General features: G+C 69.3%; 16 protein-coding genes, 1 tRNA gene and 1 riboswitch. Of the genes, 11 read left to right on the forward strand and 6 right to left on the reverse strand.

Annotated elements, in window-relative coordinates; all coding sequences use genetic code 11:
* Positions 1–195 precede the first annotated feature (195 nt).
* From OG714_RS29985 to OG714_RS30010, 6 genes are all read left to right on the forward strand, one after another.
* Positions 196–1191 carry a transglycosylase family protein gene (locus OG714_RS29985; protein ID WP_406125614.1) on the forward strand — a complete coding sequence of 332 codons (996 nt, stop codon included), beginning with the start codon at positions 196–198 and terminating at the stop codon, positions 1189–1191.
* Between the two features lie 193 nt (positions 1192–1384).
* A riboswitch (cyclic di-AMP (ydaO/yuaA leader) is annotated at positions 1385–1558 on the forward strand.
* A gap of 9 nt (positions 1559–1567) precedes the next feature.
* A complete protein-coding gene (locus OG714_RS29990) occupies positions 1568–2263 on the forward strand; it encodes a transglycosylase family protein (RefSeq protein ID WP_406125616.1) in 696 nt (231 codons plus the stop codon).
* A gap of 333 nt (positions 2264–2596) precedes the next feature.
* Positions 2597–3883 (forward strand): phosphopyruvate hydratase, encoded by a 1287-nt coding sequence (gene eno, locus OG714_RS29995; protein ID WP_317881007.1) that lies wholly within the window; start codon positions 2597–2599, stop codon positions 3881–3883.
* Positions 3884–3989: 106 nt separating this feature from the next.
* Positions 3990–4466 (forward strand): septum formation initiator family protein, encoded by a 477-nt coding sequence (locus OG714_RS30000; protein ID WP_019066681.1) that lies wholly within the window; start codon positions 3990–3992, stop codon positions 4464–4466.
* A gap of 69 nt (positions 4467–4535) precedes the next feature.
* A complete protein-coding gene (locus tag OG714_RS30005) occupies positions 4536–5162 on the forward strand; it encodes a DUF501 domain-containing protein (RefSeq protein WP_406125619.1) in 627 nt (208 codons plus the stop codon).
* Positions 5159–6118 (forward strand): exopolyphosphatase, encoded by a 960-nt coding sequence (locus OG714_RS30010; protein ID WP_406125621.1) that lies wholly within the window; start codon positions 5159–5161, stop codon positions 6116–6118. The genes OG714_RS30005 and OG714_RS30010 overlap by 4 nt, the downstream gene beginning before the upstream one ends.
* Before the next feature lie 43 nt (positions 6119–6161).
* Here OG714_RS30010 and OG714_RS30015 read toward each other — a convergent pair whose 3' ends face one another.
* The 4 genes from OG714_RS30015 to OG714_RS30030 all read right to left on the reverse strand — a co-directional run bounded on the left by OG714_RS30015 (position 6162) and on the right by OG714_RS30030 (position 8977).
* Entirely contained in the window at positions 6162–6431 is a 270-nt protein-coding gene (locus tag OG714_RS30015; RefSeq protein ID WP_406125623.1) for a type II toxin-antitoxin system RelE/ParE family toxin, read from the reverse strand.
* Positions 6428–6700 carry a type II toxin-antitoxin system Phd/YefM family antitoxin gene (locus OG714_RS30020; RefSeq protein WP_406125625.1) on the reverse strand — a complete coding sequence of 91 codons (273 nt, stop codon included), beginning with the start codon at positions 6698–6700 and terminating at the stop codon, positions 6428–6430. The genes OG714_RS30015 and OG714_RS30020 overlap by 4 nt, the downstream gene beginning before the upstream one ends.
* A gap of 381 nt (positions 6701–7081) precedes the next feature.
* Positions 7082–8137, reverse strand: a complete 1056-nt coding sequence (locus tag OG714_RS30025; protein WP_406125627.1) for a zinc-binding dehydrogenase — start codon at positions 8135–8137, stop codon at positions 7082–7084.
* 96 nt (positions 8138–8233) lie between these two features.
* Complete coding sequence (locus OG714_RS30030; protein WP_406125629.1) at positions 8234–8977, reverse strand: class I SAM-dependent methyltransferase; 744 nt, start codon at positions 8975–8977, stop codon at positions 8234–8236.
* A gap of 487 nt (positions 8978–9464) precedes the next feature.
* Here OG714_RS30030 and OG714_RS30035 point away from each other — a divergent pair, with 487 nt between their 5' ends.
* Positions 9465–10850: an NAD(P)/FAD-dependent oxidoreductase gene (locus tag OG714_RS30035; protein ID WP_406125631.1), complete on the forward strand. Its 1386-nt coding sequence runs from the start codon at positions 9465–9467 to the stop codon at positions 10848–10850.
* A gap of 231 nt (positions 10851–11081) precedes the next feature.
* The gene (locus OG714_RS30040) at positions 11082–12374 is read left to right on the forward strand and encodes a class I SAM-dependent methyltransferase (protein ID WP_406125633.1); all 1293 of its coding nucleotides are present in this window, start codon (positions 11082–11084) and stop codon (positions 12372–12374) included.
* An 82-nt stretch (positions 12375–12456) separates the two neighbouring features.
* Here the strand turns inward: OG714_RS30040 and OG714_RS30045 are convergent, their stop codons facing one another.
* Both OG714_RS30045 and OG714_RS30050 read right to left on the reverse strand, forming a co-directional pair.
* Complete coding sequence (locus OG714_RS30045; protein WP_406125635.1) at positions 12457–14985, reverse strand: ABC transporter permease; 2529 nt, start codon at positions 14983–14985, stop codon at positions 12457–12459.
* 227 nt (positions 14986–15212) lie between these two features.
* The gene (locus tag OG714_RS30050) at positions 15213–15983 is read right to left on the reverse strand and encodes an ABC transporter ATP-binding protein (RefSeq protein ID WP_406125637.1); all 771 of its coding nucleotides are present in this window, start codon (positions 15981–15983) and stop codon (positions 15213–15215) included.
* A gap of 390 nt (positions 15984–16373) precedes the next feature.
* On the opposite strand from OG714_RS30050, the gene OG714_RS30055 reads away from it, so the two are divergent.
* The 3 genes from OG714_RS30055 to OG714_RS30065 all read left to right on the forward strand — a co-directional run bounded on the left by OG714_RS30055 (position 16374) and on the right by OG714_RS30065 (position 18516).
* Positions 16374–16460, forward strand: a tRNA-Leu gene (locus OG714_RS30055).
* Positions 16461–16548: 88 nt separating this feature from the next.
* The gene (locus OG714_RS30060; RefSeq protein WP_406125639.1) at positions 16549–16908 is read left to right on the forward strand and encodes a hypothetical protein; all 360 of its coding nucleotides are present in this window, start codon (positions 16549–16551) and stop codon (positions 16906–16908) included.
* A gap of 411 nt (positions 16909–17319) precedes the next feature.
* Entirely contained in the window at positions 17320–18516 is a 1197-nt protein-coding gene (locus tag OG714_RS30065; protein WP_406125641.1) for a 4-hydroxybenzoate 3-monooxygenase, read from the forward strand.
* Positions 18517–18599 lie beyond the last annotated feature (83 nt).

The raw sequence follows: 18599 nt of genomic DNA on the forward strand, positions 1-18599 counted from the left end.
ATCCAGCCCCCTAAACCTGAAAGTGACACTTCTTCAACTCTGTGATCTTCACGTGATCTCCGTGGCATTAACTTGTGACAAGTGATCGACTGTGGATACGTTCACCTACCAGCGCGGCACCCCGCACGACCCCTCGCACCATCCCCCGCACCACCCGCCGCGTGGTCCCCCCGCTGTCACGCGAAAGGCCTCCGCATGCTCTCCGGGAACGGTCGTCACCGTCGCCCCCGTCAGGCTCCGGCTCTCCTCGTCGCGGCCGGCGTGACCGGCTCCGCCATCGCCATCCCCCTCCTCGGTGCCGCCTCCGCGAACGCCGCCGACGGGACCACCTGGGACAAGGTGGCCAACTGCGAGAGCGGCGGCTCCTGGAGCGAGAACAACGGCAACGGCTACTACGGCGGCCTGCAGATGTCCCAGGACGAATGGGACAAGTACGGCGGCCTCGACTACGCGCCGAGCGCCGACCTGGCCAGCCGCTCCCAGCAGATAGCCGTCGCCGAGAAGATCCTCGACGACAAGGGCACCACCCCGTGGATGACCTGCGCGCTGATCTCGGGCCTCACCACCACCTCGGGTTCGACGAACGTCGACACCGGCCTCGCGAGTGACTCTCCGTCGGCCAATCCGACCGACTCCTCCGACTCCGGCTCTGATTCCGACAGTTCGTCCGACTCGTCTGCTTCCTCCGGGTTGTCCGACTCGGGCACCACGGACTCGACTTCGTCCGACGCGTCCGGCGACTCGTCGACCGACAGCCCCTCGCCCGCCGCGACGGACAACTCCGCCAAGTCCGACAAGTCCACCACCCCCTCGAAGGGCAACGACTCGGTCGCCGCCTCCCCGAAGCTCGACGAATCGGACAACTCGGCCCAGGCGGTGGGCAAGTGGAGCCTCGTCGACACCGGCGCGCTCGGTGATTCCGATGACCGGCAGAGCGACCAGCAGGGCGGGCAGCAGAGCACTCAGCAGAGTGCCGGCAAGCACCGCGGGGCCAGCGCCGAGGAAAATGTGTCGCCGCAGACCTATACCGTCCGCGCCGGCGACTCCCTCGCGTCCATCGCCGACTCCCTTGGCTTCGACGGCGGATGGCGTGCGCTCTACGCCGAGAACAAAAAGGTGATAGGCGCCGATCCGACCCAGATCGCCGCCGGTCAGACCTTGGACGTGGGTACGGAAGCGGACGAAAAGTAGCAAGCGAACGGCGGGAGTTCACGTCACGCTTCGAGCTGAATGTCCGGTTTGATCAAAGTGTGGGATGAGTCTCAGAAGCCCTGATCGTCTTTGAAATTCCGCCGATTCCCTGTCTACGGTCAAGGCCGCTCGTCACCACGAGCGTCCGGTTGCCGCAACGCCGAGTCCTGCCAGCGGCCTCCGGGAACATTCGTCGCGTCAAGCGCCGTAGGCAGGAGCGGGGGACCCAAGGTAAGTGCCGGGCCCGGGAGTTGAGAGACGACCGGAACCGGCTTGGGGTTAAGTCGCGCACCGAGAGGTGTGCGGCCGGGCAACTCACACGGCCCGAACCCGACAGCTCACCTCGCAGGCGTCGGTGAGGGGATTGGGATTTTCCATGCTGTTTTCCAGCAAGGGCAAGCACCGCCGTCCGTCCAAGGCCACCCGCGTCGCCACGCTCGCTGGCGTCACCGGTGTCGCGATAGCCGCCCCGCTCATGGCGACCGGCAGCGCCTCCGCCGCCACCGCGTCCGAGTGGGACACGGTCGCCAGCTGCGAGTCCGGCGGCAACTGGTCCATCAACACCGGTAACGGCTACTACGGCGGCCTTCAGTTCTCCGCCTCGACGTGGGCCGCGTACGGCGGCACCGCCTACGCCTCCACCGCGAACCAGGCCTCCAAGTCCCAGCAGATCGCCGTCGCCGAGAAGGTTCTCGCCGCCCAGGGCAAGGGCGCCTGGCCCACCTGTGGCACCGGCCTGTCGGGCGCCGCCTACTCCGGCGGCAGCTCCAGCTCGTCGAGCGGCTCCAGCAGCTCCAGCTCCTCCAAGAGCACCACCGAGCGCTCCACGGGCGACACCACCGCCTCCCGCTCCGCCGAGCGTCCGGCCGCCAAGAAGACCGTCACCACCCCGACCGGCAAGAAGGTCAAGAAGGGTGACGGCGAGTACAAGGTCGTCAAGGGCGACACCCTCAGCGCCATCGCCGAGAAGCACAAGGTGAAGGGCGGCTGGCAGCAGCTGTTCAAGCTGAACAAGGACATCATCGACGACGCCGACTTCATCTTCCCGGGCCAGCAGCTCCACCTGAAGTGACGTCCCAAAACGATGTCCCGAGTGACATATCGGGCTCGTAGCTGAACCACAGCGCCCTCACATCCGTGGTGTCCACCATGGAGACCTCGTGAGGGTCACCCCCGTCCCCCACGGGCTCCCCGCTCCGGTGCGTGTTCCCCCGTACGCACCGGGGCGGGGCTTTTTGTGTCCCCGTGTTCTTCCGCGGGACTCTTTGTTCCGTTCGGAAACAATTTACTCTCGGTTCTGTCCAACAGACGGCCGACCGGATGGCCAATCGCCCCGAGCCGGTTAGGCTCGTCTCGCAGAGCCGCTGCGGTGTTGCCGTAGCCGCGTCAGATCCCCAAGAAGGAGATGCTCGTGCCGTCCATCGACGTCGTCGTAGCCCGGGAAATCCTGGACTCCCGAGGCAACCCCACGGTCGAGGTCGAGGTCGGCCTCGACGACGGCAGCACGGGTCGTGCCGCCGTTCCGTCCGGCGCCTCCACGGGTGCCTTCGAGGCCATCGAGCTGCGTGACGGTGACCCCAACCGCTACGGCGGCAAGGGTGTCGAGAAGGCCGTCCTCGCCGTCATCGAGCAGATCGGCCCGGAGCTCGTCGGCTACGACGCCACCGAGCAGCGCCTGATCGACCAGGCGATGTTCGACCTGGACGCCACCGACAACAAGGGCTCGCTCGGCGCCAACGCCATCCTCGGCGTCTCCCTCGCCGTCGCGCACGCCGCGTCCGAGGCCAGCGACCTCCCCCTCTTCCGCTACCTCGGCGGCCCGAACGCGCACCTGCTGCCCGTTCCGATGATGAACATCCTGAACGGCGGCTCGCACGCCGACTCCAACGTGGACATCCAGGAGTTCATGATCGCCCCGATCGGCGCGGAGTCCTTCTCCGAGGCGCTGCGCTGGGGCGCCGAGGTCTACCACACCCTCAAGAAGGTGCTGAAGACCAAGGGCCTGTCCACCGGCCTCGGCGACGAGGGCGGCTTCGCCCCGAACCTGGAGTCCAACCGCGCCGCCCTCGACCTCATCATCGAGGCCATCAAGCAGGCCGGTTACATCCCCGGCGAGCAGATCGGGCTCGCGCTCGACGTCGCCGCGTCCGAGTTCTACAAGGACGGCAAGTACGAGTTCGAGGGCAAGTCCCGCTCGGCCGCCGAGATGACCGAGTACTACGAGGAGCTCGTGGCGGCCTACCCGCTCGTCTCCATCGAGGACCCGCTGTACGAGGACGACTGGGCCGGCTGGAAGGTCATCACCGACCGCATCGGCGACAAGGTCCAGATCGTCGGCGACGACCTCTTCGTCACCAACCCCGAGCGCCTCGCCCGCGGCATCGAGGAGGGCACCGCCAACGCCCTGCTCGTCAAGGTGAACCAGATCGGCTCGCTGACCGAGACCCTGGACGCCGTCGAGATGGCCCAGCGCAACGGCTTCAAGTGCATGATGTCCCACCGCTCCGGCGAGACCGAGGACACCACCATCGCCGACCTCGCCGTCGCGGTGAACTGCGGCCAGATCAAGACCGGCGCCCCGGCCCGCTCGGACCGCGTCGCCAAGTACAACCAGCTGCTCCGCATCGAGGAGATCCTCGACGACGCCGCCGAGTACGCGGGCCGCAGCGCCTTCCCGCGCTTCAAGGGCTGACCTCAGGGTTCCACCGGGTCAATCCTTAGCCAGTCGTACGTACGTCCCCGCACCCGGTCCCGTACCGTGTGCGGGGACGTACGCACGTGTGAAGGGGAGGCGGGACATGGCCGTGAAGGACCGGGACCGGTTCTCCACCGCGACCAGGCTCAAGCTGCTCGGCGAGCAGACGGCGGCCCGTGTCTACCGCTCCCAGACCAAGCGGCAGGCCCGCCGGTCCCGGCTCACCGGCCGGGCGGCCCTCCTCGCCCTGGTGCTGTGCTCGCTGATCGTGGCGCTCGCCTACCCGATAAGGCAGTACGTCTCCCAGCGCGCCGAGATCTCCGATCTCCAACGGCAGCAGGAGCAGGCGCGACAGCGCGTCGAGCAGCTCCGCGACCTCAAGGCGCGCTGGCAGGACGACTCGTACGCGGAGCAGCAGATCCGGCAGCGGCTGCACTACGTGATGCCCGGGGAGACGGGCTACATCGTGATCGACCCGGACGCGGCCAAGCAGTCGCGCGCGGAACTGGGGGCGGCCGACCGTCCCTGGTACGCGAACGTGTGGGACGGCGTCGACAAGTCCGACGCCTCCGACCAGTGAGAACCACCAGCGAGCCAGTGAGAACCACCGGCGAGAACTGACCCAGAGAAAGACGTCCTGAAGACAGTCATGCAAACGCCCCCGCCGCCCACCCCGCGCACCGAGCCCACCGACGCGGACGTCGAGGCCTTCAAGCAGCAGCTCGGGCGTCCGCCGCGCGGGCTGCGCGCGATCGCACACCGGTGCCCGTGCGGACAGCCGGACGTGGTGGAGACGGCCCCCCGCCTCCCCGACGGCACGCCCTTCCCGACGACGTACTACCTCACGTGTCCGCGCGCCGCCTCGGCGATCGGCACCCTTGAGGCGAACGGCGTCATGAAGGAGATGACGGCCCGTCTGGAGACGGACCCGGAACTCGCCGCCGCGTACCGCGCCGCGCACGAGGACTACATCGCGCGCCGCGACGCCATCGAGGTCCTGGAGGGCTTCCCGAGCGCGGGCGGCATGCCGGACCGCGTGAAGTGCCTGCACGTCCTGGTGGGCCACTCGCTGGCCGCGGGCCCGGGTGTCAACCCGCTCGGCGACGAGGCGATCGCGATGCTGCCGGAGTGGTGGAGCAAGGGCCCGTGCGTGAGTGTGCCCGGGGTGCCGCCGACCGGCGAGGGCTGGCAGACGGAGACGACCGAGGACGGCAAGGGCTACTTCGCGTTCAAGCCCGTCGAGAAGCCCGTCGAGACGGCGGAGGACGACCAGTGACCCGGGTCGCCGCCGTCGACTGCGGTACGAACTCGATCCGCCTCCTCGTCGCCGACGTCGACCCGGCGACGGGCCAACTCCTCGACCTGGACCGGCGGATGACGATCGTCCGGCTCGGCCAGGGCGTGGACAAGACCGGCCGCCTCGCCCCCGAGGCGCTGGAGCGCACCTTCGCGGCCTGCCGCGACTACGCGGCGATCATCAAGGAACTCGGCGCCGAACGCCTCCGCTTCGTCGCCACGTCGGCCTCCCGCGACGCCTCGAACCGTGACGACTTCGTCCGCGGAGTCCTGGACATCCTCGGCGTCGAACCCGAGGTCATCACCGGCGACGAGGAGGCGGAACTCTCCTTCACCGGCGCGACAGCGGAACTGACCGGCCGGGATGACCTGGCCCTCGCCAAGCCCTACCTGGTCGTGGACATCGGCGGTGGCTCGACGGAGTTCGTCGTGGGCGACGACCAGGTCCGCGCGGCCCGCTCCGTGAACATCGGCTGCGTCCGCATGACCGAGCGCCACCTGGTCCGCGACGGCAAGGTCACCGACCCGCCGACCCCGGACCAGATCACGGCGATGCGCGCGGACATCGAGGCGGCCCTGGACCTCGCCGAACAGACGGTCCCGCTCCGCGAGGCCCGCACCCTGGTCGGCCTGGCCGGCTCGGTCACCACGGTCTCGGCGATCGCCCAGAACCTCCCCGAGTACGACACCGAGGCCATCCACCACTCCCGCGTCTCCTACGACCGCGTCCGCGAGATCACGGAGTCCCTCCTCCGCTCCACCCACGCCGAACGCGCCGCGATCCCCTCCATGCACCCGGGCCGCGTCGACGTCATCGGCGCGGGCGCCCTCGTACTGCTCTCGATCATGGAGCGCGTCGGGGCGACGGAGGTCGTGGTGAGCGAGCACGACATTTTGGACGGGATCGCTTTCTCCGCGGCGGCCGAGTCGAGGTAAGCGGCGGTCCTCGACGGGATCGGATGGTCTTTGGGCCGACCGCCTACAGGTTGCGGTACACGTCCCGCCGGTCGCCCACCTTGACGACGAGGATGACGAGTTCGCCATCGTTGATCTGGTAGGCGACCCGGTAGCTTCCGACCCGCAGCCGGTAGAGCCCCGACGGACCGGTGAGCTTCTTGACGTCGGCGTTCTCGTGATACGGGTCGTCACCGAGTGCGGTCAGCGCCGTCAGGATGCGCATGGCGTCGAGTCGACTGATGGCCCGGAGCTGCCGCTGCGCCGCCGTGGTGAACCGGAACGCGTACTTCACGCGGCGCCTTCACCGCGCTCGGTGAACAGATCTGCCAGCAGCTCGGCCATGGTCACGGTGGGGCCGTTCTCGGCCAGGACAGCTTCGGCCTCTCGGGCCAGCATGACGTCGGCCGCGTCTTCCAGGGCTTCGAAGTCCGCGATCGGTACCACGGCAGCCACCGGAGTGCCGTTGCGAGTGATGACCGTCGGGGTGCCTTCTTCGGCCAGGTTGATGCGCTCCGCGAGATGGGCACGGGCTTCCCGTATGGTCACGGTTTCCTCGGTCATGACGCCAGTGTACGCGCATGTGTGTACACGTGGCCGGAGTGAGTCGCGTTCAGGGGGCCCTGTGGTCCGTGAGCGGAACGTGCGCGACGGGGGGTGCGGATGATGGCAGTGCTGCCGTTTGACATCGTGATCGTCGTCCTGATCGGAGTGCTGATCTGGGCGTTGGTTCGTTCCAGCGCTCGACGTGCCCAAGCGCGACGTCAGGCCGGGACGGGACCGACCGTCCTGCCGCGCGTCCCCCAGGCACACGACCAAGGGGGCCGTACCCCGTCCGCACCTTCACCGGCCGGTGACGCGGGGCGACGTCCCATGCTGACGGTGGCCGCCGAGATAGCCGGAATCCTCGGGCTGTTCATCGCCCTGATCGTCCTCATCGACCCGCTAGGCAAGGGCGGACGCGGGCGCACCTCCGGCATCGCGTCCGGGGCCGCCGTGCTGGTGCCGGACGCGCACCACCAGCTTCCCCGTGGCCCGGTTGTGCTCCATGTCCCCGTGGGCCCGCGGTACTTGCTCCAGGCCGTCGTACACGCGGTCTACAGGGAAGGCGAGTTGACCGGCGGCGACCGCGTCGAGGATCTCCTGGAACACCGCAGGGGACAGGTCGGACGCGTCGCCGAAGTAGCCTGCCAGCCGAACTCCCCTCGGCAGGTACTCGTTCGGGGAGAAGTCCCGCACCGTCCACTGGTTGGAGAGGCTGCCGCCGAAGCAGGCCGTGCCGTGGACGCGTACCGCGCGCAGGGTGTCGGGCAGCGTCGGGGTGCCGACGAGGTCGAGGGCGGCGTCGACGCCGGACGGGTACAACTCCCGGACGGCGGACGCCACTTCGCCGGTGTCCAGCAAGGGGTGGTCGACGCCCCGCTCCTTCAGCGAAGTGAGGCGGTCGGGACGGCGGGTGGTGGACAGGACTGTCGCACCGCGCCACTTCGCCAGCGCGGCTGCCGCGAGCCCCACCGAGGACGTGCCGCCGCGGATCAGCACGGTCTGGCCGGGTCTCAGGTCCAGGCCGACGGTGAGCGAGCCGTAGGCGGTCTGCACCATCTCCGGGAGGGCGCCCAGCACTTCCCAGGGCAAATCGGTCTCGACGGGGATGACTTGGGACAGCGGCACCGACGTGTACTCGGCGTAGCCGCCGTCGTAGGTGCGCCCCATGTCGCCCATCATCGCGACGACCTTCCGCCCGCGAGCCAGTCCACTGCCGGCCGGGGCCGCGTCGACCGTGCCGGTGGCCTCGATACCCGGCACCCGGGGGAAGCTGACGCCCTCGCTCACCCCCAACCGCAGCTTCAGCTCGGACCGGTTGAGGCCGAACGCCTCGACGCGGATGCGTACCCAGCCGTCCCGCTCGGGCGGCAGCGGGAGCGTGGTCAGCCGTAGGTTCTCGACGGGGCCGGGGGCGGAGAGCTGGACGGCGCGCATGGTGGTCGGCGAGGACGTCATGGGGCTGCCAACGTGCGGCCGCGGCGGCTTCATTCCCGACACCCCCTGGATCTACGGCCGTTGGCGCACATGTAGGTCAGTTGATGTACGCGTGGGTCAGAAGTCCGCCACCAGGAGCCGGTAGCCGACGTCGACGGTGTCGAGCGCGAGCAGGTCGGCGTACCGGTCGTGCCAGCGGCCGGTCGCGAGGTCGTCCCTGAGCGCGGCCAGGCCGGGGGCGAGGGCGTCCTCCCCGGTCTGGGCGAGCATGGAGATGCCGGCGCGCACCCGGGGGTCGAGGTAGGCGTGGGGGCGGCGCCAGTACGCCGCGCCGAACCCGTCCGTGCAGTCGTGCGGGACCGGGACGGTCTCCACCCGCGCTCCGCCGAGCAGCGCGGCCAGCCGTTCGGTCGGGACGGCGCGGGTGTCGTCGTAGGCGGCGGCCTGGGGGAGGTAGTCGCGCACGAGCCAGAACCGCTCGCGGAAGACCCGCTGGTCCCAGGTCAGGACGACGACGCGGCGGCGCGCGACCCGGCGGAGTTCCGCGAGGCCGGCCGCGAGGTCGCTCCAGTGGTGGACGGTCAGCAGCGCCATGACGGCGTCGGCGGCGGCGTCGCGGAGGGGAAGGCGTTCGGCCACCGCGCACACGGCGGGCGCGGACCCGGGCGGGCGCTGGGCGAGCATGATCCGGCTGGGTTCTACGGCGAGAAGCGTGTGCGGAGGTTCGTAGGAGCCCGTGCCCGCGCCGATGTTGATCACGTCCTCGGCGTCCCCGAGGGCCGCGTGGATCCGCGCGGCGATGCGGGTGTCCGGGCGCCGGGTGCCGGCATACGTCGTGCCGAGCGTGTCGTAGACGGCCATGTCTTCAAGTATGGAGAGGAGCGGCTGTTCCGGACCCTCGTCGCCCCGAATTATTACCGGCCGGTATTAAACTCCTGAGCAGCCCATATAACGTATGAGCGGTTGCAGGGGCGCTCGCCGGCCCCCTTCAGAACACGTCCGTAAGAAAGTTCGTGAAGTTCTTCACAAGGAATTCTGTCCTGTTGGGCGATGAGACTGCCCCGGTTGGCCCTTCCGGGGTCTCGGCGGGGCTGGGAGCGTGTTCGGCGGGGCGGTGCGGGAGTGATTCGGGGGAGTTTCGGGAGGGTGTCGCGGAGGTGTGGTCCAAGGGGTCCGATGGTGCAGAGCGGCAGCTCACGCGGCCTTGACAACGGGGCGAACCGCACCGTGGTCCGCCCCCTGCGGAGTGACCTGGATCATGCGAGTCGCGGAGGATAACACACCCCCCACGCAAGCTTGTGAAGGGGCGCACGAGCGACCCCCCAGGGGCAGGTGGATACTCGATGGCATGAGCACCACGGAGCGTCCCAGGATCCTCGTAGTAGGCGGTGGGTACGTAGGCCTGTACGCAGCTCGGCGCATTCTCAAGAAGATGCGCTACGGCGAGGCGACCGTCACGGTCGTCGACCCCCGGTCGTACATGACCTACCAGCCCTTCCTCCCCGAAGCCGCCGCCGGCAGCATCTCCCCTCGGCACGTCGTCGTCCCGTTGCGACGCGTGCTGCCGAAGGCGGAGGTCCTCACCGGCCGGGTCACCACCATCGACCAGGACCGGAAGGTCGCCACGATCGCCCCCCTCGTGGGCGAGGCGTACGAGCTGCCTTTCGACTACCTCGTCATCGCGATGGGCGCGGTCTCCCGCACCTTCCCGATCCCCGGCCTCGCCGAGCAGGGCATCGGTATGAAGGGCATCGAGGAGTCCATCGGCCTGCGCAACCACGTCCTCGAGCAGCTCGACAAGGCCGACTCCACCACCGACGAGGAGATCCGCCGCAAGGCGCTCACCTTCGTCTTCGTCGGCGGCGGTTTCGCCGGTGCGGAGACCATCGGTGAGGTCGAGGACATGGCCCGGGACGCGGCCAAGTACTACACCAACGTCTCCCGCGAGGACATGCGCTTCGTCCTCGTCGACGCCGCCGACAAGATCCTCCCGGAGGTCGGCCCCAAGCTCGGCCTCTACGGCAAGGAGCACCTGGAGAGCCGCGGGATCGAGATCTACCTCTCGACCTCGATGGACTCCTGCGTCGACGGTCACGTCGTGCTGAAGAACGGCCTGGAGGTCGACTCCAACACGATCGTGTGGACGGCCGGCGTCAAGCCGAACCCCGTTCTCTCCCGCTTCGGCCTCCCGCTCGGCCCGCGCGGTCACGTCGACGCCCAGCCGACCCTCCAGGTCACCGGCACCGACTACATCTGGGCCGCCGGCGACAACGCCCAGGTGCCCGACATCGCCGCCCGCAAGGCCGGCGTCGAGAACGCCTGGTGCCCGCCGAACGCCCAGCACGCGCTGCGCCAGGCGAAGGTCCTCGGCGACAACGTGATCTCCGGTATGCGGGGCTTCCCGCAGAAGGAGTACTCGCACGCCAACAAGGGTGCGGTCGCCGGTCTCGGCCTGCACAAGGGCGTCGCGATGATCGTCATGGGCAAGGTGAAGATCAAGGTCAAGGGCCGTCTCGCCTGGTACATGCACCGTGGCTACCACGGTCTGGCCATGCCGACCTGGAACCGCAAGATCCGCGTCTTCGCCGACTGGACCCTCGCGATGTTCCTCAAGCGCGAGGTCGTGTCGCTCGGCGCCATGGAGAACCCCCGCGAGGAGTTCTACGAGGCCGCCAAGCCGGCGCCGGCGCCCGCTGCGGCCGCCAAGACCGAGGAGAAGGCCAAGGCCTCCTGACCCCCTCCGGTCACCGCTGACCCGTAGTACCCGTAGTACCTGTACGCCCGAAGGGGCCGCTCGCCATCCGTGGTGCGGGCGGCCCCTTCGGCGTTCCCCGGCACCCCCGCGTCCATGGTGGCTACACCTATTTTGCCTACTCGTAACGCTCAAGCAGGACTGCGATCGGGCCTGGCTGGTGTTTACGTAGTGATGGACAATTCCGGGATCCGCGTCACGGAGGTGTGCGCCATGGCTGATGCCGCGCTGCGGCTCAAATCCCTCTTCGAACAGCTACTGGGGACCTCTGTCCCGGTGCGCATCCGCGCCTGGGACGGATCCGAGGCAGGGCCGCCCGATGCGCCCACCTTGGTCGTACGCAACCGGCGTGCCCTGCGCCGGCTCCTGTGGAAGCCCGGCGAACTGGGCATGGCACGCGCCTGGGTCTCCGGCGACCTGGGCATCGAGGGCGACCTGTACGCGGCCCTCGACGCGATGTCCGAGCTGGTGTGGGAGCGCGGCGACGACGCCCGCACCCTCGCCCAGGCCCTGCGCGACCCCGAGGTGCGGTCCGCCGTACGCGGACTGGTCAAGCTCGGCGGGCTCCCGCTGCCGCCCGCCCCGCCCCCGGAGGAGGTCCGCCGCAGCCGCGCCCACCTCCACACCAAACGCACCGACAAACGCGCCATCAGCCACCACTACGACGTCGGCAACGACTTCTACGAGATCGTCCTCGGCCCGTCCATGGTCTACTCGTGCGCCTACTGGGAGTCCCCGGACGGCACCCTGGAGGACGCCCAGCGCGACAAGCTCGAACTCATCTGCCGCAAGCTGGAGTTGAGACCGGGCCGGCGACTGCTCGACGTCGGCTGCGGCTGGGGTTCGATGGCGATCCACGCGGCCCGCGAGTACGGCGTGAGCGTGGTCGGCGTGACCCTCTCGCAGGAACAGGCGGCCTACGCCCGTAAGCGCGTCGCGGGCGAGGGGCTCACCGACAAGGTGGAGATCCGGGTGCAGGACTACCGGGACGTCACCGACGGGCCCTACGACGCCATCTCCTCCATCGGTATGGCCGAACACGTGGGCGCCGAGCGGTACTTGGAGTACGCGGAGGTCCTCCACTCGCTGCTCAAGCCCGGCGGGCGGCTCCTGAACCACCAGATCGCCCGCCGCCCGCACCGCGACGAATCCGCTTACAACATCGACGAGTTCATCGACTCCTATGTCTTCCCCGACGGGGAACTCGCCCCGATCGGCACCACCGTGACCCAACTGGAGCGTGCCGGCCTCGAAGTGCGCGACGTCGAGGTGATCCGCGAGCACTACGCGCTCACCCTGCGCCGCTGGGTCGCCAACCTGGAGGCCGAGTGGGCCCGCGCGGCCAAGCTCGCCGGGGCCGGCCGGGCGCGCGTGTGGCGCCTGTACATGGCGGCCTCCGCACTCGCCTTCGAGCGCAACCGCATCGGCGTCAACCAGGTCCTGGCCGTCCGCACCCCGGACTCCGGGAACTCCGGGGTGCCGCTGCGCGCCCGCACCTGGAACTGAGCTCGTTTTTTCGGAGAACAGCAAGGGGCCCCGTTCCGATCCGGAACGGGGCCCCGACTCATGTACTGATACCGGGACCTGGCTACTCGGACTTGATGGCCGACAGCATGTTCAGCTTCGCCGCGCGCCGCGCCGGCCACAGGGCCGCCAGGACGCCGACCGTGCCCGCCAGGAGCAGGAAGAGCGCCATCCGGGCCCAGGGGATCACCAGTTCGTAGGTCGCCATCTTCGAGCCGATCAGCTCACCGGCCGCCCAGCCGAAGAACACGCCCAGCCCGATGCCGAGCACCCCGCCGAAGAGCGAGATCACCAGGGACTCCAGGCGGACCATCCGCTTGATGCCCTTGCGGTCCAGGCCGATCGCGCGCAGCATCCCGATCTCCTGCGAACGCTCGAAGACCGACATGGCCAGGGTGTTGATGACACCGAGGACCGCGACGATCACCGCCATGGCGAGCAGGCCGTAGACCATGTTGAGGATCAGGGTGAAGACCTGCGCGATGCTGTCGGAGAGGTCCTTCTTGTCCTGGACCTTGACGGCCGGGTTGGAGCCGAGGGCCTTCTCCAGCTTGTCCTTCGTCGAACTCGACGCCCCGTCGGCGGTCTTGACGAGGATCTGCATGTCGGCCGGGTCGGTCTGGTGCGGGGCGAGCGTCGCGTTGTCGAGCATGATGCCGCGGATCAGCGCGTTGCCCTCGTAGACCGCGGAGACGGTGAGTTGCTGCGCCTTGCCGTCCTCGTAGTGCGTGGTGAAGGTCGAACCGGCCTTCCAGCCATGGGACTTGGCCGTGTCGTCGTCCACGACGACCTGCGTGCCGGCGACCTTGAAGGTGCCGCTGTCGACCTTGAGGTCGGTGAGCTTGCCGATCGCGGAGCCGTTGACCCCGGTGAGGAACTCGGTCTCGCCGTTGATGCGCGACGGGGCGTTGCGCAGCGGGCTGGTCTCGGTGACGCCGGACGTGGTGGTGAGCGTCTTGTCGACGTCCGGGGAGAGCTGGTTGCCGTTCGCCATCGAGACGATGTAGTCGGCGCTGATCGCGGACGAGGCCATCTTGTCGATCGCCTGCTGGAGGCTGCCCGCCATCACCGTCATGCCGGTGATGAGGGTGAGGCCGATCATCAGCGCGGACGCGGTGGCGGCCGTACGGCGCGGGTTGCGCACCGAGTTCTGGCGGGCCAGCTTGCCGGAGATCCCGAAGATCCGCAGGACCGGGGCCGCCGCCGCGATCAGCGGGCGGGACAGCAGCGGGGTCAGGATGAACACCCCGATGATCAGCAGGACCGCGCCGATCCCCATGGGCGCCTGGCCGTCCGAACCGCTCATCGAGGTCGCCGCGATGACGACCGCGATGCCCGCGCCGGAGAACAGCGCGCCGAGCGTGTTGCGCAGTACCAGGGACTTGGCGGTGGCCGTCGCGTGCACGCTGCTCATCGCGGCGACCGGCGGGATCTTCGCGGCCCGGCGGCCGGGCAGCCAGGCGGCGAGCATGGTGATGAGGATGCCGACCGCGAGGGCGCTGAGGACCGTGTTCGGGGTGATGACCAGCGGGCCGTCCGGGACGGTCGCGCCGATCGTGCCCATCAGGGCGCGCAGCCCGGCGCCGATGCCGATACCGGCGACCAGACCGGCCACCGCGGCGATCGCGCCGACCACGAACGCCTCCAGCAGCACCGACCGCGTGACCTGCCGGCGCGAGGCGCCGACCGCGCGCAACAGGGCCAGTTCCTTGGTGCGTTGGGCGACCAGCATGGTGAAGGTGTTGGCGATGATGAACGTGCCGACGAAGAGCGCGATGCCCGCGAAGACCAGCAGCCCCGACTTGAGCCCGCTCATCGAGGAGGCGATCATCTCGGCCTGGTCGTCGGCGAGCTGCTTGGCGGTGGTGGTCTCGGTCTGCCCCTTGGGCAGCGCGCTGTCCAAGGCGGACTTCAGCGCGGCCTGACTGGTCCCCGCCGCGGCCTTCACGTCGATCTCGTCGTACGTCCCCGCCTTGCCGAACAGCTTCTGCGCGGTCGCGGTGTCGAAGAGGGCGAGGCTGCCGCCGGCGGCGACGTTGCCGTCGTCGGTGGTGAAGATGCCGGTGATCCTCGGGGTCAGCACCGGGCCGTCGACCGAGATGCGCACGGTGTCGCCGACCTTGTACCCGGCGCGCTTCGCGGTCTCGGAGTCGATGGCCACTTCACCCGAACCATGCGGCGCGGCACCGGACTTGAGGGGATAGCGGGAGTCCTTGTCCCCCCAGTAGTTCCCGCCCTCGGACTGGAAGCCGCCGCCGATGAGCTTGCCCTTCTTGTCGGCTATGGCGGTGAAGCCGTTCACGACCCCGGTCGCGGACGCGGCCCCGGGCACCTTCGCGCTGGTGTCGAGCATGGCCTGGGTCAGCTCGGGGGTCTTGCCGACGGTGTCCCGGTCGCTGTCCTGGTACTTCGCCTGGACGGCCACGTCGACCTGGTCGAAGCCCTTGGCCGAGCTGTTCTGGAAGGCGTTGGAGATGGTGTTGGTGAAGACCAGGGTCCCCGACACGAACGCGACGCCGAGCATCACGGCGAGCACGGTCATGAGGAGCCGGGCCTTGTGCGCGAGTACGTTGCGCAAGGCGGTACGGAACATGGGTTGTCTCAGTCCAGGTCTACGAGGGTCGAGCCGGGCGGCGGAGTCGATCGCCGGGGCGCTGAAGTCGGGCCCGGGGCGGCGGAGTCGGGCGTCGCCGGGCAGCGAAGCCGGGGCCCCTGGCGGTGAAGTCGGCTGCCGGGGCTGCGAGGTCGGGGTCCGAGGCGGTGAAGGCCGGGGCCCGTGGGGCGAGTTGAGGTGCCGTCAGATGGCCTGGCCGGAGCCGGTCAGCTGGTGCGGCCCTTGGCGTCGAACTGCTTCATGCGGTCGAGCACCGAGTCCGCCGTCGGCTCGTAGACCTCGTCGACGATGCGGCCGTCCGCGAGGAACACCACCCGGTCCGCGTACGCCGCCGCCACCGGGTCGTGGGTCACCATGACCACCGTCTGCCCCAACTCCCGTACGGAGTTGCGGAGAAAGCCCAGCACCTCGGCGCCGGAGCGCGAGTCCAGGTTTCCGGTCGGCTCGTCGCCGAAGATGATGTCGGGGCGGGAGGCCAACGCCCGTGCCACGGCGACGCGTTGCTGCTGGCCGCCGGAGAGCTGGGACGGCCGGTGCTTGAGCCGGTCGGCGAGACCGATCATCGTGATCACCGAGTCCAGCCACTGCTTGTCCGGCTTGCGGCCCGCGATGTCCATCGGGAGCGTGATGTTCTCCAGGGCCGTCAGCGTCGGCAGCAGGTTGAACGCCTGGAAGATGAAACCGATCTTGTCCCGGCGCAGCTTGGTGAGCTGCTTGTCCTTCAGGGAGCCCAGCTCGGTGTCGCCGATGCGCACGGAACCGGACGAGAAGCTGTCCAGGCCGGCCACGCAGTGCATCAGCGTGGACTTGCCGGACCCGGAGGGGCCCATGATCGCCGTGAACTCGGCCTGCCGGAAGGCGATCGAGACCTGGTCGAGGGCGACCACCTGGGTCTCGCCCTGTCCGTAGACCTTCGAAAGATCCGTGGCACGCGCGGCCACGGAGGTGGTCCGTTCGGCGATGGGGGTGGTGGTCACGGAGGGCGCTCCTGTCGGGACGACGGTACTGCTGGGGTCGTGTCCCATCCTCTCGGCCCGATCGTGCCGTGTAGTCAGCCGCTGTTCCGGTTCCGGGGGCAGCCTTCAGTCGGACTGCGCTCGGCGGTGTCATACCTGGGGATGAGGACCGCCCCGGAGATGCTTCAGGTCAAGAACCGGTGGAGCACCCTCGTTCGGGCGGTGAAATTCCGTCATTCCGCACACGCGACCCCAGACCGCACGCAAGGCTATTGGCAAGTGCTGATGGCTCATTCCGTGGTCTGATGAACCCTCAGACATCAATAAAATAAGACAACATCGGTCCGCCTGCCCGCTGTTGGGGACGCGCGTCCCGATAGGCTCGTGACCTCGATGCGGAGCCCACGGCCTGCCCGGATGGTGGAATGCAGACACGGCGAGCTTAAACCTCGCTGCCCCTTCGCGGGCGTGCCGGTTCAAGTCCGGCTCCGGGCACCATCGCAGTTACTGCGCGTGACCTATGGGAACGGTGTGTCGCGGCGGCGCTCGACGCGCACCGCGGGAGCGCCTTGGGAGTGGGGCCCTCATGTCGGTCGGTCGGGGCGCCGGCACCGGTGGCATCGGCTGGCTCCTGGAGCCGTACGCGGTCGACTGTGTGACGTTCGCACGCGGTGTCGAGCCGGTCGATCTCGCCTCCCGGCTGGGAGCCCCTCCGGGGCAGGAGCCGCCGCTGTCGTCCGCGGAAGAAGCGCTGGATCTGCTCACCGACCCGGGTGTCGACGGTGTCGCCAGGGTGGGCCGGGCCGGCGACTGGGCCTTCGCCGTCGAGTACGGCGACGCTGCGGGTTGCACGGAGACCGGACTGCGGGCCGTCTCGCGCGACGGGGCGGAGGCGGTCAACTTCCTGATGACACCGTGGAGTCCGCCGTCGATGTTCGCCTACTAAAGGGACGGCACGCACCTCTGCTCCTTCGGCATCGGCGAAGAGACCCGCCGCTGGGGGCGGGAGCCCGACCTGCTGGTCCCGGCCCTGGAGAAGTTCGGCGTCCTGCCCGGCCGGCGGGCGATGCCGACCGGCAGCGCGGCCGGCGACTGAGCATGATGGCGATCGAGGAGCACTTCGGGCTACGGCTGCGACAGCGGGACGTCGTCGGCGGCGGTGGGCTTCCTCTGTTTCGGGTACGGGAGCGGTAGGGGCACGCTCGGGCCTCGCTGCCGGCTTCCCGACCGTTGACAGGTGACCCGTGCGATCGGAGACTTGGGTCGTATCAGTCTGGTGAAGGAGAGTTCACCAGGCGAACATCGATCACACGGGAACGACCGCCAGCGAACGGCACACCCTCGAAGGGAACGTCCGATGCGTACCACCGTCGGCATCATCGGAGCCGGCCCCGCCGGGCTCCTCCTCGCCCGGCTGCTGCACAACGCCGGGATCGACTCGGTCGTACTGGAGAGCCGGGACCGGGACTACGTCGAGCACCGTCAGCGGGCCGGGATCCTGGAGCAGGGCACGGTCGACGTGCTGCGGGCGGCCGGTGCCGGTGAGCGGATGGACCGGGAGGGGCTGCGGCACGACGGGATCGAGCTGCGGTTCGACCGGAAGCGGCACCGGGTGGACTTCCCGGCCCTCACCGGCGGGCGGTCCGTGATGGTGTACGCGCAGACCGAGGTGTGCAAGGACCTCATCGCCCTGCAACTCAAGGAGGGCGGGCCGCTGCTGTTCGAGGCCGAGGCGCTGGCGGTGGAGGGCGCGAACACCGACAGCCCGCGGGTTCGGTTCCGGTACCAGGGGCGTGAGGACGTCCTCGACTGCGACTACGTCGTCGGGTGCGACGGCTTCTGGGGCGTCGCCCGCAACGCGATCCCCGCCGAACTCACCCGCGTCTTCGAACGGTCGTACCCCTACGCCTGGCTCGGCATCCTCGCCGACGTCGCGCCCTCCCACGACGAGCTCGTCTACGCCCGCCACGACCGCGGCTTCGCCCTCCTCTCCATGCGCTCCCCGTCCGTCTCCCGGCTCTACCTCCAGGTGGAGGAGGGCGCGGACGCCGAGAGCTGGAGCGACGACGCGATCTGGGGCGAACTGGAGCGACGGTTCGAGACCGAGGACGGCTGGCGGCTGGAGCGCGGGGCCATCACCCAGAAGTCCGTCACCCCGATGCGTTCGTACGTCCACGAGCCCATGCGGCACGGGCGGCTCTTCCTCGCCGGCGACGCCGCGCACATCGTCCCGCCGACCGGCGCCAAGGGGCTCAACCTCGCCGTCGGCGACGTCGTCACCTTCGCGAAGGCACTGACGTACAAGAAGGAGACGGGGAGTGGGGAGCGGCTCGACGCGTACTCCGCCACCTGTCTGCGGCGGGTGTGGCAGGCCGAGCGGTTCTCCTACGACATGACGAGCCTCCTGCACCGCGCGCCCGACGCGACGCCTTTCGAGGGGCGGCTCCAGCTGGCCCGGCTGGAGCGGATCGCGTCCTCGCGGGCGGCCGAGACGGATCTCGCGGAGGCGTACACCGGGTTCCCGCTCGATGAACAGGGAGACGGGCGGGGATAAGGGGGCTCTAAGGGGGGCGTCACGGCTTGGTACCAGTGTTCGCAAGGGGTGCGATCCACCGCGTACCTTGTCAGGACGAGGGG

Source organism: Streptomyces sp. NBC_00989, from assembly GCF_045162655.1.
Classification (GTDB): domain Bacteria; phylum Actinomycetota; class Actinomycetes; order Streptomycetales; family Streptomycetaceae; genus Streptomyces.

What these genes read in the sequence shown, in the direction of transcription:
- OG714_RS30020 (WP_406125625.1), bottom strand. Translation starts at nt 6,700, where the DNA reads ATGACCGAGGAAACCGTGACCATACGGGAAGCCCGTGCCCATCTCGCG.
- OG714_RS30035 (WP_406125631.1), top strand. Translation starts at nt 9,465, where the DNA reads ATGAGCACCACGGAGCGTCCCAGGATCCTCGTAGTAGGCGGTGGGTAC.
- OG714_RS30005 (WP_406125619.1), top strand. Translation starts at nt 4,536, where the DNA reads ATGCAAACGCCCCCGCCGCCCACCCCGCGCACCGAGCCCACCGACGCG.
- OG714_RS29985 (WP_406125614.1), top strand. Translation starts at nt 196, where the DNA reads ATGCTCTCCGGGAACGGTCGTCACCGTCGCCCCCGTCAGGCTCCGGCT.
- OG714_RS30060 (WP_406125639.1), top strand. Translation starts at nt 16,549, where the DNA reads ATGTCGGTCGGTCGGGGCGCCGGCACCGGTGGCATCGGCTGGCTCCTG.
- OG714_RS30065 (WP_406125641.1), top strand. Translation starts at nt 17,320, where the DNA reads ATGCGTACCACCGTCGGCATCATCGGAGCCGGCCCCGCCGGGCTCCTC.
- OG714_RS30025 (WP_406125627.1), bottom strand. Translation starts at nt 8,137, where the DNA reads ATGACGTCCTCGCCGACCACCATGCGCGCCGTCCAGCTCTCCGCCCCC.
- OG714_RS30040 (WP_406125633.1), top strand. Translation starts at nt 11,082, where the DNA reads ATGGCTGATGCCGCGCTGCGGCTCAAATCCCTCTTCGAACAGCTACTG.
- OG714_RS30000 (WP_019066681.1), top strand. Translation starts at nt 3,990, where the DNA reads ATGGCCGTGAAGGACCGGGACCGGTTCTCCACCGCGACCAGGCTCAAG.
- OG714_RS30045 (WP_406125635.1), bottom strand. Translation starts at nt 14,985, where the DNA reads ATGTTCCGTACCGCCTTGCGCAACGTACTCGCGCACAAGGCCCGGCTC.
- OG714_RS30030 (WP_406125629.1), bottom strand. Translation starts at nt 8,977, where the DNA reads ATGGCCGTCTACGACACGCTCGGCACGACGTATGCCGGCACCCGGCGC.
- eno (WP_317881007.1), top strand. Translation starts at nt 2,597, where the DNA reads ATGCTCGTGCCGTCCATCGACGTCGTCGTAGCCCGGGAAATCCTGGAC.
- OG714_RS29990 (WP_406125616.1), top strand. Translation starts at nt 1,568, where the DNA reads ATGCTGTTTTCCAGCAAGGGCAAGCACCGCCGTCCGTCCAAGGCCACC.